This window comes from Lonsdalea iberica (assembly GCF_002111585.1).
Taxonomy (GTDB): domain Bacteria; phylum Pseudomonadota; class Gammaproteobacteria; order Enterobacterales; family Enterobacteriaceae; genus Lonsdalea; species Lonsdalea iberica.
Genome location: NZ_LUTP01000038.1, coordinates 1 through 16,671, shown reverse-complemented (window position 1 = coordinate 16,671; position 16,671 = coordinate 1). Strand labels below are relative to the sequence as shown.

General features: G+C 56.4%; 15 protein-coding genes, 1 tRNA gene and 1 pseudogene. 5 read left to right on the top strand and 12 right to left on the bottom strand.

From position 1 onward, the window contains the following. Positions 1-45: 45 nt before the first annotated feature. The 3 genes from rlmF to sdhE form a co-directional block, all read right to left on the bottom strand. On the bottom strand, positions 46-999 hold the full coding sequence (rlmF, locus tag AU511_RS13215) for a 23S rRNA (adenine(1618)-N(6))-methyltransferase RlmF (protein WP_094101997.1): 954 nt from the start codon (positions 997-999) through the stop codon (positions 46-48). A 278-nt stretch (positions 1,000-1,277) separates the two neighbouring features. Continuing rightward, a complete protein-coding gene (locus AU511_RS13210; protein ID WP_094109969.1) occupies positions 1,278-1,709 on the bottom strand; it encodes a protein YgfX in 432 nt (143 codons plus the stop codon). Then, entirely contained in the window at positions 1,690-1,956 is a 267-nt protein-coding gene (sdhE, locus tag AU511_RS13205) for an FAD assembly factor SdhE (protein WP_094101995.1), read from the bottom strand. The genes AU511_RS13210 and sdhE overlap by 20 nt, the downstream gene beginning before the upstream one ends. A gap of 232 nt (positions 1,957-2,188) precedes the next feature. Between sdhE and ygfZ the strand changes: the two genes are divergently transcribed. Beyond that, on the top strand, positions 2,189-3,169 hold the full coding sequence (ygfZ, locus tag AU511_RS13200; RefSeq protein WP_094109968.1) for a tRNA-modifying protein YgfZ: 981 nt from the start codon (positions 2,189-2,191) through the stop codon (positions 3,167-3,169). Positions 3,170-3,471: 302 nt separating this feature from the next. On the opposite strand, the gene trhA is transcribed toward ygfZ, so the two are convergent. Further along, entirely contained in the window at positions 3,472-4,119 is a 648-nt protein-coding gene (trhA, locus tag AU511_RS13195; RefSeq protein ID WP_094109967.1) for a PAQR family membrane homeostasis protein TrhA, read from the bottom strand. Between the two features lie 234 nt (positions 4,120-4,353). Between trhA and AU511_RS13190 the strand changes: the two genes are divergently transcribed. Further along, positions 4,354-4,956 carry an HD domain-containing protein gene (locus tag AU511_RS13190; protein ID WP_094109966.1) on the top strand — a complete coding sequence of 201 codons (603 nt, stop codon included), beginning with the start codon at positions 4,354-4,356 and terminating at the stop codon, positions 4,954-4,956. 74 nt (positions 4,957-5,030) lie between these two features. Here AU511_RS13190 and AU511_RS13185 read toward each other — a convergent pair whose 3' ends face one another. The 6 genes and pseudogenes from AU511_RS13185 to budA form a co-directional block, all read right to left on the bottom strand. Further along, a complete protein-coding gene (locus tag AU511_RS13185; protein WP_420843458.1) occupies positions 5,031-6,203 on the bottom strand; it encodes an MFS transporter in 1,173 nt (390 codons plus the stop codon). A gap of 714 nt (positions 6,204-6,917) precedes the next feature. After that, positions 6,918-9,791, bottom strand: coding sequence for an aminomethyl-transferring glycine dehydrogenase (gcvP, locus tag AU511_RS13180; RefSeq protein WP_094109965.1), 2,874 nt, complete (start codon positions 9,789-9,791; stop codon positions 6,918-6,920). A gap of 83 nt (positions 9,792-9,874) precedes the next feature. Further along, on the bottom strand, positions 9,875-10,276 hold the full coding sequence (gcvH, locus tag AU511_RS13175; RefSeq protein ID WP_094109964.1) for a glycine cleavage system protein GcvH: 402 nt from the start codon (positions 10,274-10,276) through the stop codon (positions 9,875-9,877). Between the two features lie 29 nt (positions 10,277-10,305). Then, complete coding sequence (gene gcvT / locus AU511_RS13170; RefSeq protein WP_094100696.1) at positions 10,306-11,406, bottom strand: glycine cleavage system aminomethyltransferase GcvT; 1,101 nt, start codon at positions 11,404-11,406, stop codon at positions 10,306-10,308. A gap of 560 nt (positions 11,407-11,966) precedes the next feature. Further along, positions 11,967-13,646, bottom strand: coding sequence for an acetolactate synthase AlsS (alsS, locus tag AU511_RS13165; RefSeq protein WP_094100695.1), 1,680 nt, complete (start codon positions 13,644-13,646; stop codon positions 11,967-11,969). A 51-nt stretch (positions 13,647-13,697) separates the two neighbouring features. Then, positions 13,698-14,451: pseudogene (gene budA / locus AU511_RS13160) on the bottom strand (acetolactate decarboxylase). Between the two features lie 147 nt (positions 14,452-14,598). On the opposite strand from budA, the gene AU511_RS13155 reads away from it, so the two are divergent. Further along, on the top strand, positions 14,599-15,492 hold the full coding sequence (locus AU511_RS13155; protein ID WP_094100693.1) for a LysR family transcriptional regulator: 894 nt from the start codon (positions 14,599-14,601) through the stop codon (positions 15,490-15,492). On the opposite strand, the gene AU511_RS17285 is transcribed toward AU511_RS13155, so the two are convergent. Next, complete coding sequence (locus AU511_RS17285; protein WP_139829381.1) at positions 15,413-15,847, bottom strand: hypothetical protein; 435 nt, start codon at positions 15,845-15,847, stop codon at positions 15,413-15,415. The two genes, AU511_RS13155 and AU511_RS17285, sit on opposite strands and share 80 nt — an antisense overlap. Between AU511_RS17285 and AU511_RS13150 the strand changes: the two genes are divergently transcribed. Together AU511_RS13150 and AU511_RS13145 are read left to right on the top strand one after the other, a co-directional pair. After that, a complete protein-coding gene (locus AU511_RS13150) occupies positions 15,847-16,176 on the top strand; it encodes a hypothetical protein (RefSeq protein WP_094109963.1) in 330 nt (109 codons plus the stop codon). The genes AU511_RS17285 and AU511_RS13150 overlap by 1 nt on opposite strands. Then, the gene (locus AU511_RS13145; RefSeq protein WP_094109962.1) at positions 16,170-16,454 is read left to right on the top strand and encodes a DUF1435 domain-containing protein; all 285 of its coding nucleotides are present in this window, start codon (positions 16,170-16,172) and stop codon (positions 16,452-16,454) included. The genes AU511_RS13150 and AU511_RS13145 overlap by 7 nt, the downstream gene beginning before the upstream one ends. 82 nt (positions 16,455-16,536) lie before the next feature. On the opposite strand, the gene AU511_RS13140 is transcribed toward AU511_RS13145, so the two are convergent. Further along, a tRNA-Leu gene (locus AU511_RS13140) sits at positions 16,537-16,623 on the bottom strand. Positions 16,624-16,671 lie beyond the last annotated feature (48 nt).

The following is a 16,671-nucleotide window of genomic DNA, read 5'->3' as shown; positions in this document are numbered from 1 at the left end:
CGGGTTACGGTGATTTAACCGTATCCCGGCTCGTTTTTGCGGCCGTTAACGACGCTTCTGCGCCCACCATTTGGTGCGAGCGGCTGGCGTGAAGAAACTCCAGGCGATGAAGCGGCTCTGCTTCTGTCCCTGCGCCATATCCACGGTTTTAACGCTTTCCGCGCCCACCTCATCCAACACCCGATACAGATCCGGCAAATTCTCTTTGCGTGAGACCAACGACGTAAACCACAGGCATTGACGTGAAAAAACCGCACTTTCGCGAATCATCTGCGCGATAAACGCTTTCTCACCGCCTTCACACCACAGCTCATCTTCCTGCCCGCCGAAATTGAGCGGCGATCGTTTGTCCAGGCCGAGGTTGTGCAGCTTCCGGCGCGATCCCTGCTTCGCCTCGTTGGCGGAAGCGTGAAAAGGCGGATTGCACAGCGTCGCATCAAACAGCTCATTTTTATGAATGATGCCATTGAGGATAGCCTGACTGTCTTTCTGACGACGCAGACGAATTGCGCGGCTCAGGCCGGGGTTGGCGGCGATGGTCGCATTGGCCGCCTGCATGGCCTGCGCATTAATTTCGCTGCCGGTGAAGCGCCAATCGTATTCCCGGTGGCCGATCAGCGGGTAAATGCAGTTTGCGCCGCATCCTATATCCAGTACGGTGGCGTCATGCGGCACCTGAGACTGATTATCCTCGGCCAGCAGATCCGCGAGGTGATGAACATAATCCGCCCGTCCGGGGATCGGCGGACAGAGGAATCCCTCGGGTAAAAACCAGTGTTCAATCTGATAGAACTCATGCAACAGCGCCTGATTCAGCATTTTGACCGCGTCCGGATTGGCGAAATCGATCGACTCGTCGCCGTAGTCGTTCACACGAACGAACGGGATGAGCGCAGGGTGTGTAAGTTTCAGCGCGGTAAAATCGTAACGGCCGTGATGGCGGTTGCGTGGATGCAGCATGTTTTTCTGCGCGGCGCGTTTTTGTGCAGGCGTGGTCATCAGCTTCTCTCTTATTGAACGACGCGTAAGATACCCGCTGCGGCGAATCCCGTAAATCGCTGCAGGCTTTTTTCTCGCGCGGCGCTCTGACCGGCGGCGACGCTTGTCTTCGCCTATCGGCCCTAAAGAGACGTTCGAAAGAGGTCGCCAACGGTGGAGAGCGATAAAACGAAGACAGGATTGCTCAAGACTCAGAGCTTAAAGACCGAGCTGATTAGGGATCGGCAGTCCCCACGCAGAGTGCTTCGCTCGACGACCGTCAGGCCCCAGAGCCAGTGTCACGGTCCGAGCGATGATCCGGCGCGGTGGTCCTTCCGCAGCAAAAGCTGACGCAGGTGCCGCCACTCGTCCCGCCCCATACTGTCCGAAGAGAGCCATAGACGCTGTGCCAGGGCGGCGCCGTCCGCCGCGCGCAGCGACAGCAGAATACCGTTTTTAAGCATCCACGGGCGTTTGACGATACGCCACTCACGCTGCTGCCAGCGCAGATGATATTCGCCGTACAGCGAGATTGCGCCATGGCGGGATTTGATGTTGCGCTGGCTGCGAATAAATCCAAACATGACCAACGACACCAAACCTAGCCACAGCGGCGCATAACCGCTCGGCCACGGGGCCAGCAGAATCAAAAACACCATAATGCCGTGCGCCAGCAGAGAGAACAGCTGCATGCGCCAGGAAACTTTGAGATCACATTGCCACTGGGCCACGGTGTTTATTTCGCGTCTGAATAAGGGAAACCATGCGTTTAAGCTCCTGATCTGAAGGCTCGCCGTGATTCATCAGCCAGTTGAACAGATCGGGATCGTCGCACTGCAGCAGGCGTACAAAAGCGGTTTTGTCGCTATCGTTCAACGCATCGTAGTCATGCTCGAAAAACGGCATGATGGAAATATCCAGTTCACGCATGCCGCGCCGACAGGCCCAGTGGATGCGTGATTTATCATTGATATCCATATGATCGCTCACTTTGTTCAGTCATAGGCTTCAGTGTAACCCTATTTTGTTCGATGATATTAAACCAATAGTAATACTTTGACATATTTTAGCGCAGGAACCGCATCGGCATCGCTCACTCTGCGTAGCGCTCCGCGCATTCGCCCTCTCCGCCCAATAAGCGCTTGCAAACCCTTGCCGCTCTTTTACCATTAGGCGATTGCTGAATCCCCCTCATCGCAGGACCGTAACCATGGCTAATACAATTCCATCACACCCGTTATTCCCGTCCTCCGCCCTTCCCGCCACGCTATTGACGCTGGATGACTGGGGACTGGTCACCCTGATCGGACCCGACACCGTCAGCTATGTTCAGGGGCAGGTGACCACCGACGTGACGGCGCTACAGGCTAACCAACATGTGCTGTGCGCCCACTGCGACGCCAAAGGTAAAATGTGGAGCGCCCTACGCCTGTTCCATCACGGCGAAGGACTAGCCTATATCGAACGCCGAAGCGTGCGCGACGCGCAGTTGATCGAGCTGAAAAAGTACGCGGTCTTCTCCAAAACCACGATGGCGGCGGACGACGATAGCGTACTGCTGGGCGCCGCGGGGCAAGGTATTCGGGAGCAACTCGCACCATTGTTTGACGCATTACCGGATGCCGACAACGCCGTGGTACAGGAGCCGGGCGCGACGCTCCTGCACTTCGCGCATCCGGACGAGCGTTTCCTGTTAGTGCTGTCAGCCGAACGCGCGGCCACCGTGCTGGACGCGCTTGATGCTAAAACGCAGCGTAATGACGGCAAACAGTGGCTAGCGCTCGACATCGAAGCGGGCTACCCCGTTATTGACACGGCGAATAGCGCGCAGTTCATTCCGCAGGCAACAAATCTTCAGGCTTTACAGGGGATTAGTTTCCTGAAGGGGTGCTATGCAGGGCAGGAAATGGTGGCGCGCGCCAAGTATCGCGGCGCCAATAAGCGCGCGCTGCATTGGCTGGCCGGCACATCGACCACTGAACCGGCGGCAGGAGACGATCTCGAGCTTAAGCTGGGAGACAACTGGCGTCGTACCGGGACCGTGCTGGCGTCCGTGCGTTTGCACGACGGCCAGCTATGGGTACAGGCAGTGTTGAACAATGATTTGGAAGCCAACAGCGAGCTGCGCGTACGCGACGATAGCGCCAGCGCACTATCGATTCAGCCGCTGCCTTACTCGCTGGAGGAGTAAGCGACCGCGCATGCGGCCTCTGGGAAACGGCGCGCCGCATAGTTCGGGTGAAAGAATAGCCTTAGGGAATTTCACCGTGCGCCTGCTGCTGCCTGCAATGCATTAAGGCAAGGCCAGCACGACATCGACGTTTTCCGCTTTTTTGATGTGACGGGGTCAAGACAATGTCCGACGAGCGTGACCTCGCCTTACGCCAAAAGGCACGCTCGGACCTTTATTTTCAAGCGTTAATGTCCGATGTCAGCAAGGATGAGCTATATCCTCAACCGCCGTCCGCAGTGGGTGGCGTTGCCCCTGTGGGGTTAGACATAAAGATAGATCGCCAGAAAATGACACAAGCTGCCCCCCAGCACGAAGCCATGCCAAATGGCATGGTTAAAAGGGATCCGCTTGCTGGAATAGAAAATCACGCCCAGCGTATACACCGCCCCGCCAACTGCCAGCAGCACCACGCCGCCGAGTGAGAGCGTCACCGCCAGCTCATAAATTACGATCAGCGATAGCCAGCCCATGACCAGATACGTCACCAGGGAGAGGATCTCAAACCGGTGCGCAAATGCCATTTTGAAAATGACGCCCAGTAGCGCCAAACTCCAGATGGCAATCATCAGACCATACGCCAAGGGCGATTTGAGACCCACCATCAGGAACGGCGTATAGGTGCCCGCAATCAGCAGGTAAATCGCACAGTGGTCGAACTTTTTCAGCCAACGTTTGGCATTCTGATTGGGAATGGCGTGGTATAGCGTAGAAGCCAGAAACAGCAGAATCACCGTGCTACCATAGAGGCTGTAACTGACAATGGCCGTGGCATCGGCACCGTTTTTCTCCGCCTGCGTCAGCAGTAAAACCAGCCCGATGATCCCCAACACTAAACCGACGCCGTGGCTGATGCTATTGGCGATTTCTTCCGCCAGCGAATAACCCGAATTCAATACCTGCTTCTTCATGTTCCACCTCTTGAAAGATCCTTTTCGCCGCTCAGCGAGGACTTTTATCATGCAAAAAGCCTAGGCGGATGATGTTGCCGCAGCCAGAGTAACGGAGAATTATTTCAGTGTACACGCGTACGCTGAAATAATTCTAGTCCTTACGAATATGACTGCCCTTGCCTCCGATTCTGCATTTCAATGTCGTCGGTGTTGCCTTACAATTGGGCACTTTCCCTTCTGGAGATTATTCAGATGTCCCTTGCCGTACTGGACTTCGGTCCCCTGACTGACGTCGTCGCATTTTTGATGGAAGTCGATAAGCTCAAAAGCGTGAAACGCCGTTCCAAAGTGATTGGCACTGACTGTCAGGAAGATTCTGCCGAACACAGCTGGCATTTCGCTCTGGCGGCAATGAGCCTCTCGCCCTACGCGGGAGAAAACGTCGATATTCAGCGTGTCATTCAGATGGCGCTGATCCACGATATCGTCGAGGTCGATGCGGGAGACGTGCTGGTTTACGATCTTCAGGGACGCGCCGATGTACACGATCGCGAAGTCGCGGCAGCCATACGGCTGTTCGGTCTGCTGCCGGAACCCCAGCGCAGCCACTTCCACCAGCTGTGGCTGGAATATGAGGCAAGCGAAACACCGGACGCCCGCTTCGCGCTATTGATTGACCGCCTGATGCCGGTGCTGATGAACCTCCACAACGGCGGTCAGAGCTGGGTAGAGCACGGCATTCGCCTGGAGCAGGTGCTATCGCGCAATGCCTTTATCAGCGAAGTGTACCCAGAACTGTGGGGCTATCTCAGCCATCATCTGGAAGTCGCAAAGAGCAAAGGCTGGCTGAAGTAACCAGTTGCTCCCGGTCGGTTGTTTGTCACGTCAAGCGCGCAACCGACCGATGCGCTTCTCAGTCTTTCAGCGGCTTATGGGCCGTTTCTTTCGCCGACCACACGGCCCATAGCGTAAAAAAAAAGCGCCAGCGTCACATACAGCGAAACCGCCACTGACGTGCCGTAAGACGCAAACAGGTAAGTGATAATCAACGGCGCGAAGCCGCCGCCTACAATGCCCGCCAGCGTATAAGCCAACGACGATCCCGCATAGCGCACCTGCGTAGGAAATTGTTCGGTGATAAACGCCGCCTGCGGCCCGTACATCGACGCATGGATCAGCAGGCCGACCACCACCGCCAGACATATTTGCACCGGCTGCATACTATCCAGCAAAGCGAAAAAGACAAATACCCAAAGGATCGCCGCCAACGCGCCGCCCATACAGACAGGTCGTCGTCCAAAGCGATCGGACAGCATGCCGAACAGCGGGACGGCGATGGCATTGCCAGCCGCGCCCAGCATGGTGGCGGTTAACGCTAGCGGCCGCGGCAGTTTCAGCACCGTCGTCACATAAGTCAGGGTAAACACCACCACCAACGCATACAACACGTCGGAGCCGATGCGCGATCCCCCCGCGGTCAACAGCGAACGCAAATGCTGACTGAAGACTACGCGGACCGGCGCCTGCGTAATGTGTTGATTTTTCTCCAGCTTGAGAAAGGCGGGCGTTTCACCGATGCCGCTGCGCAGCCACAGGCCGAACACGACCAGCACCAGACTCAGCAGGAACGGAAGACGCCATCCCCACGCCTGGAAGCTGTCCGGCGACATGGCGAGCGTCGCCAACGTAATAAGACCCGTGCCGATGAGCGTGCCGCAGGAAGGCCCCACCTGCGCAAACGAGGCGTTGCGCCCACGCTGATGCGGCCTGCCGTGCTCCATCGACAGCAATACCGCGCCTGCCCATTCACCGCCGAGCGCAATGCCCTGAATAAAACGCAGCGTGACCAGCAGCACGGGACTCCAGATCCCCCAGCGAGAATAGCCAGGCAGCAGCCCCATTAACGCCGTCGTCACTCCCATGATCACCAACGTGGCAACAAGCACGAAACGCCGCCCCAGCACATCGCCCAGATGGCCGAAGATAAGCCCGCCGACTGGCCGCGAAATATACCCGACGGCATAGGTGGAAAAAGCCAGAATCGTCCCTATCAGCGGGTCGAACGACGGGAAAAAAATATGGTTAAAAACGAGCGCCGCCATGATGTTGTAGACGGTGAAGTCATACCACTCCAGCGCGGTGCCGATAGAACTGGCCGCCGCCAGCTTGCCGGTATTTGGCATTACAGCATCGAGCGACTTGTGCTCTGTCGACGTTTTGGTCGTCACATTCGCCATCTTTTCACCTCCTGTGCGATAAATGGCCGATTCATGGCCCCCATACGAAAAATCATCAGGAAATGACTAGCAAGGTTTGTGCCGCCAGCCCAGCTCACCTGCAACGTTGCTGGGCATGCCCACCTCGGGGGTGATAACAATTGAACCGTGATTTAAGAAGCGACTCAGCATCGCGACGTACTTAGCGCCGTGTCCGGTAACGATAGGTGCAGGTGGTGCCCCCTATAAACCCGACGCGTATCAAATTCATATGTAAATGCGCTATACCCATACGACACCCTTGGTTGCACTACCGGGAAGCAGAAATATAAGGAAATAAATAAGAGGTGAGAGGTGAGAGATACGAAGTAAGCCTCGCCTTAGCCCGAGGCGCGACTCCCTTCGGTAAATACGTCGATGCGGTAAGAGGACCAGCATGAGTCGCTCTGAACGCGTACTCGTGCCGTCGGACGTCGACCACCGGTTTCGGCAACACAGTCATGACATCTGTCGAACCCAAGACGCGATGGGGACTCACCTTACGGCAAGTCCCCGTCCTTCCCTTCAAATCAGCCCATGAGCAGCGAAGGCGAGACGCCGTCACACATAGTCACTGACGGGAACGCAGGAGCAGAACAGGTTGCGATCGCCGTACACGTCGTCCAGACGTTTAACGGTCGGCCAGAACTTATTCAAGGCGCCCGCTGGGAACACGGCCAGATCGCGCCCATAAGGGTGAGTCCACTCGGCGACCAGCTCGGTTTGAACATGCGGCGCGTTGACCAATGGGTTATCGTCCAACGGCCACTCCCCACGCTTCACACGGTCGATCTCTTCCCGTATCGCCAGCATCGCATCGATAAAGCGGTCCAGCTCTACCTGACTTTCCGACTCCGTGGGTTCAATCATCAACGTACCCGCGACTGGGAACGACATGGTGGGCGCATGAAAACCGTAGTCGATTAGCCGCTTGGCGATATCCAATTCGCTGATCCCGCTGGCTTCCTTCAGGGGGCGGATGTCCAGAATGCACTCATGCGCAACCCGGCCACCGAGGCCGCTGTAGAGCACCGGGAACGCCGACTGTAGTCGTGCCGCCACGTAGTTGGCGTTAAGAATGGCGATCTGACTGGCCTGCTTCAGCCCCTCTGCGCCCATCATGCGGATGTACATCCAGCTAATAGGCAGAATTGAGGCGCTACCGAACGGCGCGGCCGAGACAGCGCCCTGCGCGGTCAGCACGTCGCCAATTCTCACCACCTGATGCCCCGGCACAAACGGCGCCAGATGCGCTTTCACGCCTATCGGCCCCATCCCCGGCCCACCGCCGCCGTGAGGGATGCAGAAGGTTTTGTGCAGGTTGAGGTGAGACACGTCCGCGCCGATAAAACCGGGCGAAGTAATGCCCACCTGCGCGTTCATATTGGCCCCGTCGAGATACACCTGACCGCCATACTGGTGCACAATCTGGCACACTTCGCGGATGGTCTCTTCGTAGACGCCGTGAGTCGATGGATAGGTCACCATAATACAGGCCAGCAGATCCCCGGCCTGTGCCGCTTTCTCCCGCAGATCGTGCATGTCGATGTTGCCCTGCTTGTCGCAGGCCACCACGGCCACATCCATCCCCGCCATGTGCGCGGAAGCCGGGTTGGTGCCGTGCGCGGAGCTGGGGATCAGGCAGATTCTGCGCTGCGACTCATTGCGGCTTTCATGATACCGACGAATGGTTAGCAGGCCGGCATATTCGCCCTGCGCGCCGGAGTTCGGCTGCATGCAGACGGCGTCGTAGCCGGTCAGCAACACCAGCCACTCGCTGAGCATCGAGATCATCTGGCGGTAGCCCTGCGCCTGCGCTGGCGGGCAGAACGGGTGCAGCTCGGCGAATTCGGGCCAGGTGATCGGCAGCATTTCCGCCGCCGCGTTAAGTTTCATCGTGCAGGATCCCAGCGGGATCATCGCCTGATTGAGGGCCAGATCCTTGTTTTCCAGACGGTGCAGGTAGCGCATCATCTCGGTTTCGCTGTGATAGCGATTAAACACCGGGTGCGTCAGGATATCGTTCGTCCGCAGTAGCGCGGCGGGCAATGAGTCCGTTCGGACGCTTACGTCGCGGTCCAGCACGTCGATATCCAGACCGTGGTCGTCCCCCAGCAAAATGGCAAACAGTGCCAACACATCGTCGCGCGTCGTGGTTTCATCCAGCGAGATCCCCACTGCGCCTTCCAGATCGCAGCGCAGGTTGACGCCGAAACTAAGCGCCCGACTCAGCGTCGCCGCCTTATCGGTCACCGAGACGGTCAACGTGTCAAACCAGCGGGTATGCCGTAGCGTCACGCCGTGCTGTTGCAGACCGGCGGCCAGAATGTCGGTCAGACGATGAATGCGTCGGGCGATGCGCGTCAACCCTTCCGGTCCGTGATATACCGCATACATTCCCGCCAAATTCGCTAACAGTACCTGGGAAGTGCAGATGTTGGAGTTAGCCTTTTCACGGCGGATATGCTGTTCGCGCGTCTGCATCGCCATACGCAGCGCAGTGTTGCCCGCGGCGTCGCGGGAGACGCCGATAATACGGCCCGGCGTCGCGCGTTTGTACTCTTCGCGACTGGCGAAGAACGCCGCGTGCGGACCACCGTAACCCATCGGCACGCCGAAGCGCTGCGCGGAGCCGAACACGATGTCCGCCCCCTGAGCGCCAGGAGCCTCGAGCAATACCAACGCGAGCAGATCCGCCGCGACGCAGGTAATGACCTTGCGTTCATGCAGTTCGGCCAACAAAGCTCGATAGTCATGCAGTTCGCCGGTCGTACCCAACTGCTGTACCAACACGCCGAAGATGCCATCATCGTTCAGCGCGTCCTGCGGATCTCCGGTCACGATGTCAAAGCCGAAGGTCGCTGCGCGCGTTTGGATGACATCCAACGTTTGCGGATGTACGTCCCTCGCCACGAAAAAGCGATTGGCCTGCTTGAGCTTGCTGACGCGTTTGGCCATCGCCATCGCTTCCGCCGCCGCGGTCGCCTCGTCCAGCAGCGAAGCGGAGGCCACCGGCAGGCCGGTCAGATCCTGCGTCACCTGCTGGAAATTGAGTAGCGCTTCGAGCCGCCCCTGAGACACCTCGGGCTGATAAGGCGTGTAGGCGGTATACCACCCCGGATTTTCCAGCACGTTACGCAAGATTACCGGCGGCATCTGGACCCCGAAGTAACCCATGCCGATGTAGCTTTTATAGATCTGATTCCGGCTAGCGATGGTCTTCAGCTCCGCCAGCGCCTGATGTTCCGTGACGGCATCCCCCACGGCGGGCGGGCTGGGTAGTTGGATATCCGGCGGGACGATCTGCTGGATTAGCTTATCCAGCGATTCTGCGCCGACCGCCGCCAGCATCTCTCGTTGCTGCGCGGCAGTGGGACCGATATGGCGTTCAACGAAAGCGCTATGGTGTTCAAGTTGACTGAGAGTCTGGGTCATTACGACATTCCTGCATCAAACCACATCCAGCGAGCGCCGCTCACGGCGCCCCGAAAGATCGCCCAGCCGGGCGACAACGACGACTAGTGCCCGTCGTCTTCTTCATCCAGCAGCGTCTGATAAGCGGCGGCATCTAATAGATTGTCCCACTCTGCGCCGTCGGCGGGCTTGATACGAAATAACCAGCCACTGCCGTAGGGATCGCTGTTCACCTGTTCCGGCGCGCCTTCCAGCTCGCCGTTGGCTTCCACCACTTCGCCGCTCAATGGGGTATAGACATCCGATGCGGCTTTAACCGACTCCGCCACGGCGCACTCGTCCCCGGCATTAAACTGGCTGCCCGCATCGGGCAAGTCGATAAACACCATATCGCCCAGCAGCGCCTGCGCATGCTCCGTGATCCCGACACGATAGGTGCCGCCCTCCTCCTCCGCGACCCATTCATGAGACGAGGTATATTTCAATTCCGCCGGTACATTGCTCATTGCCACTTTCTCCTTTGTAGACTCAACGGTTAAATCTCAATCAGGGCTTTTCCTGCACGGACAAAATTAGGCTTCGTCACCCGGACGGGGACTTGGCGCTGACGTATACGCACCACCGCCTGTTCACCGATACCTTCCGGAACCCGGGCCAGCGCGATGCTGACGCCCAGAGTAGGCGAGAACGATCCGCTGGTGATCACGCCTTCGCGAACCGCGCCGCCGGCATCGGTGAAATGCACCGGCAAGCCGTTGCGCAATACGCCTTTCTCCGTCATCACCAGTCCGACCAACCGATCGGTGCCGTGGGCACGCTGACGCTCCAAAGCTTCACGACCGATAAACTGACGATCTTCCGGCTCCCAGACGATCGTCCACCCCATATTCGCCGCCAGGGGAGAAACGCTTTCATCCATATCCTGTCCATACAGATTCATGCCGGACTCGAGACGCAGGGTGTCGCGCGCGCCCAGCCCCGCAGGCTGAACGCCCTCCGCCAGCAGCTGTTGCCACAGGCCGACCGCATGTGCTTTCGGCAGCGCGATTTCATAGCCAGACTCACCGGTGTACCCGGTGGTGGCGATAAACCAGTCGCCGCTCTGTACGCCGAAAAACGGCTTCATGCCGGCCGTATCTTTGCGCTGCTGCGACGTCAGTAATCGCTGTACCTTTTCCTGAGCCAGCGGCCCCTGAATCGCGATTAGCGACAGATCGTCACGCTCCTGAATTTGCACCATGAAAGGTTTGGCCTGCTCTTCTATCCAGGCCAGATCTTTTTCTCGCGTGGCCGAATTCACCACCATTCGGAAAAAGTCTTCTTTTAGAAAATAGACGATTAAATCGTCTATCACGCCGCCAGAGGGGGTCAGCATGGCGGTGTAGAGCGCTTTACCGGGCTGCGTCAGCCGGGCCACGTCGTTCGCCAGTAGGTGGCGTAAAAACTCGCGGACGCGAGCGCCATGCAAATCGACGATAGTCATGTGCGATACATCGAACATTCCGGCACTCTTACGCACCGCGTGATGTTCCTCCAGCTGTGAGCCGTAATGCAGCGGCATCATCCAGCCATGAAAATCCACCATTTTGGCGCCGTCGGCCAAATGTTGTTCATACAACGGGGTTTGCTTTGCCATCTTTTCCCTCTACGTTAACCGTGTTGGTTACAGCGGATGCGTCCAACGCAAACGTGATTTCTTCCTTTGAACTTACCACCGATGTGGGTTCTTAACCACACGCCCTGCCATAAGTAAATCTATATAATAACGTTTAATGAACGCGTGATTGCCTCTTCGCCATATCCAATTTTTTCACTATTAAAAAGATGATAACCAGAAGATATGAACACACAAGCTCAACTTATCGCTCAAAAACAATAAAAATCTTCATGCACGCCCTATTTCTGAATAAAGCACAGAAACAAAATACATTAGATAATATAATGCGAAAAAGTGCGTAAAATTAGATTATTTCAGGCAAGGATGGAGGCAGTGCTGAGTAGTCAGCCAAGGGACTTTGCGGCCGAGTTCGAACGCGATGCGAACCCCATCACGCTTTGATGCCATCCAGAAAGCGCACGCACGAGCACAACCGTGAAGAAGGGGGATGAAATGAGTGAACACAGGGAAAATAAAAAGGCGGCGCACCGCTGGTCTGTCATGACCGTAGTGTACCGCCCGCAACGAACGCGACTGACTTAGATCAGATGCGCGATGTTGACGTTTTCCATCAGATAGTGGTTGTCGGAGTAATCCACCGGAATCGCGATCACCGCCGGTCCATCGACATCCATCGCCTGATGCAGTTTTGGTATCAGCTCTTCAGACGACTCAACCGCAAAACCTTTCGCGCCGAAGGCTTCCGCGTAGGCTTTGAAATCAATCGGTCCGAACTTGACGCACGAGCCGCGGTTGTATTTCTTCTGTTCCTGAATTTCAACCATGTTATAGGCGTTATCCACCCAGATGATATGCAGGACATTACAGTTCAGACGAACCGCTGTTTCCAGCTCCATGCTGGACTGCATAAAGCCACCGTCGCCAGATACCGACAGTACTTTCTGGCTCGGATTCACCAACGCGGCCGCAATCGCCCACGGCAGCGCCACACCCATGGTCTGCTGACCGTTGGTCATCAGCACCTGACGTGCGCGGAAGCTGTAAAGATAACGCGCCAGCCAGATATGGAAGCTACCCATATCGACGCACAGCGTGACGTCTTTGTTCACCAGATCCTGCATCGCACGGACCAGGCGCAGCGGATGGATAGCGAAGCCGTTCATGTTGATGGCGTGAGTCGCCAGCTGATGACGCAGTTCGCGACGCTCTTCCAATATTCCAATGGAATCGGAAGACAAACTGATCGGCGAATTCAGCTGTTCGTTCAGCATATCGATGGTGATGCAGATGTCTCCTACCAGCTCCAGATCCGGACGGTAGTCGCATTCCAGCTCGGACGGCAGCACGTCGATGTGCACCAGCGTCGCATTGCCGGTATTCCATAGCGCCGGCGCGTATTCGACCGGGCTGTAACCGACGGTGATGATCAGGTCGGCTTGCTGCAACAGCTTATCGCCCGCCTGGTTGTTGAACAGACCGACACGACCGGCAAAATGGTCGAAGTGCTGCTGATCGATCACACCGGCAGCCTGATAGGTGCTGGTGACCGGCAGCTGGCTGCGGTGTAACAGGCGACGCAGCGCATCCGCATTCTTCGGCTGGCTAGCCATCAGGCCCAGCAGCAGGATCGGGTTTTTCGCTTTTTCGATCATCTGCGCAACGCGTTTAACGTCCGCCAAAGGCGCACTGTTTAGCGTCGGCAGGTTTGTCGCGGCCAGCACAGGGCTGGTGACCGGATCGTTGACGATATCTTCCGGCAGGCTGATGAATGAAGCGCCCGGACGACCAAACTCAGCGGCGCGGAAGGCGTTGGCCATCACTTCAGAAATCGCCGAAGAAACTGGAATTTCCGCGCTGAATTTCGTGACAGGCTTGAACAGGCTAACCGTATCCAGGCTCTGGTGCGTCAGTTTCAGTCGGTCGGCGCGTTTCACCGCACCACCCAGCGCAACAATCGGGTCGCCTTCCGAGGTCGCCGTCGCCAGACCTGTTACCAGGTTGGAACAGCCCGGACCGGAAGTCACCATCGTAACGCCCGCTTTCCCCGTCAGACGGCCGATTGCCGATGCCATGAACGCCCCATTGGCTTCATGACGTACGGGGATGGTCTGGATCGTTGAGTCAACAAGAGAATCAAAAACGCGGTCGACTTTGGCGCCAGGAATACCGAAGACGTATTTGACCCCCTCCTGCTCCAGATGTTTAACGATCAGATCCGCACCGCAAGCCCAGTGCTGTTGACCATCCTTATTTTCCATAACATTTTTCCTATGCATTTTTGTGCTTTCTTTTCAGTACCTTGATGAACTTTAGCTTTCCACGGAGTGGATGACGCTATCGAGATCTTCAGGGGACAAATTGGCTCGCAGAAAATCCTGGTCCAGAGGCAGGTCGATGACTAATTTGGCAATGGTGCCAAATTGCAGCACGCCGTTCTCCAGGCGGTAATCCAGGATATGTCCGCCGCCTTGTCGGCTATCAGTGATAAAATGCTCGTGATAGCCGGCGACATTGATCCCCTGAACATATGCAGGGCTACGGAAACCGATAACGTTGCCCGTGCAGTTGTCGAAACGGAAAGTCGGTTGCTGGGCGATAGCTTCCAGCATCGGTTTATAAGGTCGTTCCTGGCGAGGTACCGTACGAGTTTCGACGTAGCTGAAGCAGCCATCGATTCGTAAAGCACAAAAAAGATTGTCTGTTGCAACAAAATCATCAATACGCTGATGAAGGTCCTCACGACTGATCGCACGGTCAAACTGTATCTTTTCAGTCGGACGGAAGAAGGTCATCACGGCAAAGGGCGTTTTCTGATCGGGCTTGGCGCGCGCGCGCGCTGCCATCGGAGCGCAGCTGGAAAATACGGCTTTCCATTGCCACCAGTTCTCCGTCAAGATCGTTAAACGTGCCTAATCCGAAATCACCATGTTCAAGCAGATCCGCCATGGTTGTACTGCCTTCGTACACGCCATTTATCAAACCGCTCATCAATGAGGTTTGATAGATCTGACACTCTGGGTGGTGTTTTTGGTGCTGATGGACGAAGTTGGCAAGCTCTGCCATACAGGGGTCAACGCAGTTGGAATCTTTCATATCCCTTCTCTTCCGACGAGGTACGACATAAATTTAATTAATGTTTCCCTTGAATATTGCTCTCGTGAGATTCAAAGTTCCAATATAAAAACGTGACTATTTGGAGATCTAAAATATATGGAGTTACGTTATCTGCGCTATTTCGTCGCCGTTGCATCCACTCGACACTTCACCCGCGCAGCTGAATCACTAGGGATATCGCAACCTCCGCTTAGTCAGCAAATACAGAAGCTTGAACGTGAAATCGGGACGCCTTTGCTGAAGCGAATGACGCGCGGCGTGGAGATGACCGAAGCAGGAGAAGCCTTTTACCAGGACGCCAAGCAGATACTCGAACTGACCGATGCCGCGATGGATCGGGTGCGGTGTATCGCTCGCGGAGAGAGCGGCGCTATTAATGTGGGGTTTTCTTGCGCAGTTACCTTCCATCCATTGGTGCTGAAAATGCTGCGGCTCTACCGTCAGCGCTTCCCCAACGTGCAGATGCAGCCGCAAGAAGAACACATCAATGAGATTCTGGAGAGCCTGCGCAACCGCAGTACGGACATTGCCTTCGTGCGCCTGCCCTGCGACATCGGCGACGAGTTTGACGGTGAAATTCTGGTAGAAGAGGACATGCGGCTGGTGTTGCCGGACAACCATCCGCTCAGCGATCAGCAGGAAGTGCATCTCAGCCAGATGGCGTCAGAACCGTTGATCATTTTCCCGCGCGAGCTCTGTCCTAGCCTGCACGACATGATCATTCGCGCCTGCTATCTGGCCGGTTACCAGCCTAAAATCAACCCGCTGGCGCCGCATATCACGGCGACGATCAGCATGGTCGCGTCCGGCTTCGGCATCACGTTCATTCCGGAATCCCTATCCTGCATTCAGGCCGGCAACGTGACCTATCACAAAATCGACACGCCCCATCTTAATACGCAGATTGCGGTTATCTGGCGCAAGCACGATACATCAGCCACTCTGCATAATATGGTGCAACTGCTGCACGGCCACGAACAGGAAAAGTAAGCTCGATCCGTCGCTGACGCCTTGAACGCGAGATCACGGCGAGCCTGACATTCAGGCTCGTCTGATAATCGTCGCCGGCGGTCGCGATGACGGAACGTTCAGCGCCCCAGTAACAAGTTCTCAATTCATAGCAAGACGCGATGTAGGTTCTGTCCGTCGGCTTGTTGTCGTTGACCTGCGCGTAAGCCCCTTTGAGCGAGGTATTCCAACTGCCCAGATCGCTCCGGGCAGAGGCTTCAGACGGCGTCACAGGGAACAGTTGCAGCGAATGGGCATCGTCAGCCCACTGCTTGCCGATGTGGCGCACGTCAACGCCCAGATGGATGCCTGCGCCCGCATCATACTGAGCCCACAATGACTCATCGGCTTCGGCGCCAGCACCGGCGTGGTGCCGGCATTGCCCCCCACGGTCACGTTGTATTTCACTTTGTAGTCGGTGTAACCCGCGATGACGCTCAGGCGTTCGGTAAACAGCGTCCTGGCTTCCAGCTACTGGGACTGCACTTTGCGTTGCCCGCGATGCTGCGGGTCGCGACGTCGCTTTGCGCCATCTCGTACACCGCCGCGGTATATAAGGCCTTGGTGCCCGGCGGCCAGATGACCCTGCCCGGCATAAGTTGTATTCAGAAAGGTTTTCTATATGATAGTAATTATCATTATCGTCATGGTGAGAGACTATGTTGACCGCGATGATTGCCGCCTGCGGGCTATGGGGAATCACTTGGTACTTCGGTAAACCGCTTTTCAGCGCCTGGGGGATTCTGGTTCCCGTGACGTTGATGCCTGTGCTGCTACTGCCCGGCATCGACCTGCACTCACTGAAATACATCGTCACCCTAGCCATGCTGGTGACGCTAGGGATGCTGTTTCATGAACGATTGCGCCACTATTTGCTGCTGCCGTCCTGCATTGCGCTGGTAGGCGGACTGACGGCGCTATCCGTGACGCTGCGCGGCATATAGCGAGAATACAAAGATATAGATGGAAATAAGAAAAAGAGATTTAGGGAGGTAATCGTGAGGATAAAGCCAGGAGAATAATACGTGGTGCGAAGAGAGGGACTTGAACCCTCACGTCCGTTAAGACACTAACACCTGAAGCTAGCGCGTCTACCAATTCCGCCACCTTCGCACATGAGATTTTCTACGTATTACATACTGCGCGATCTGTATCACCAGC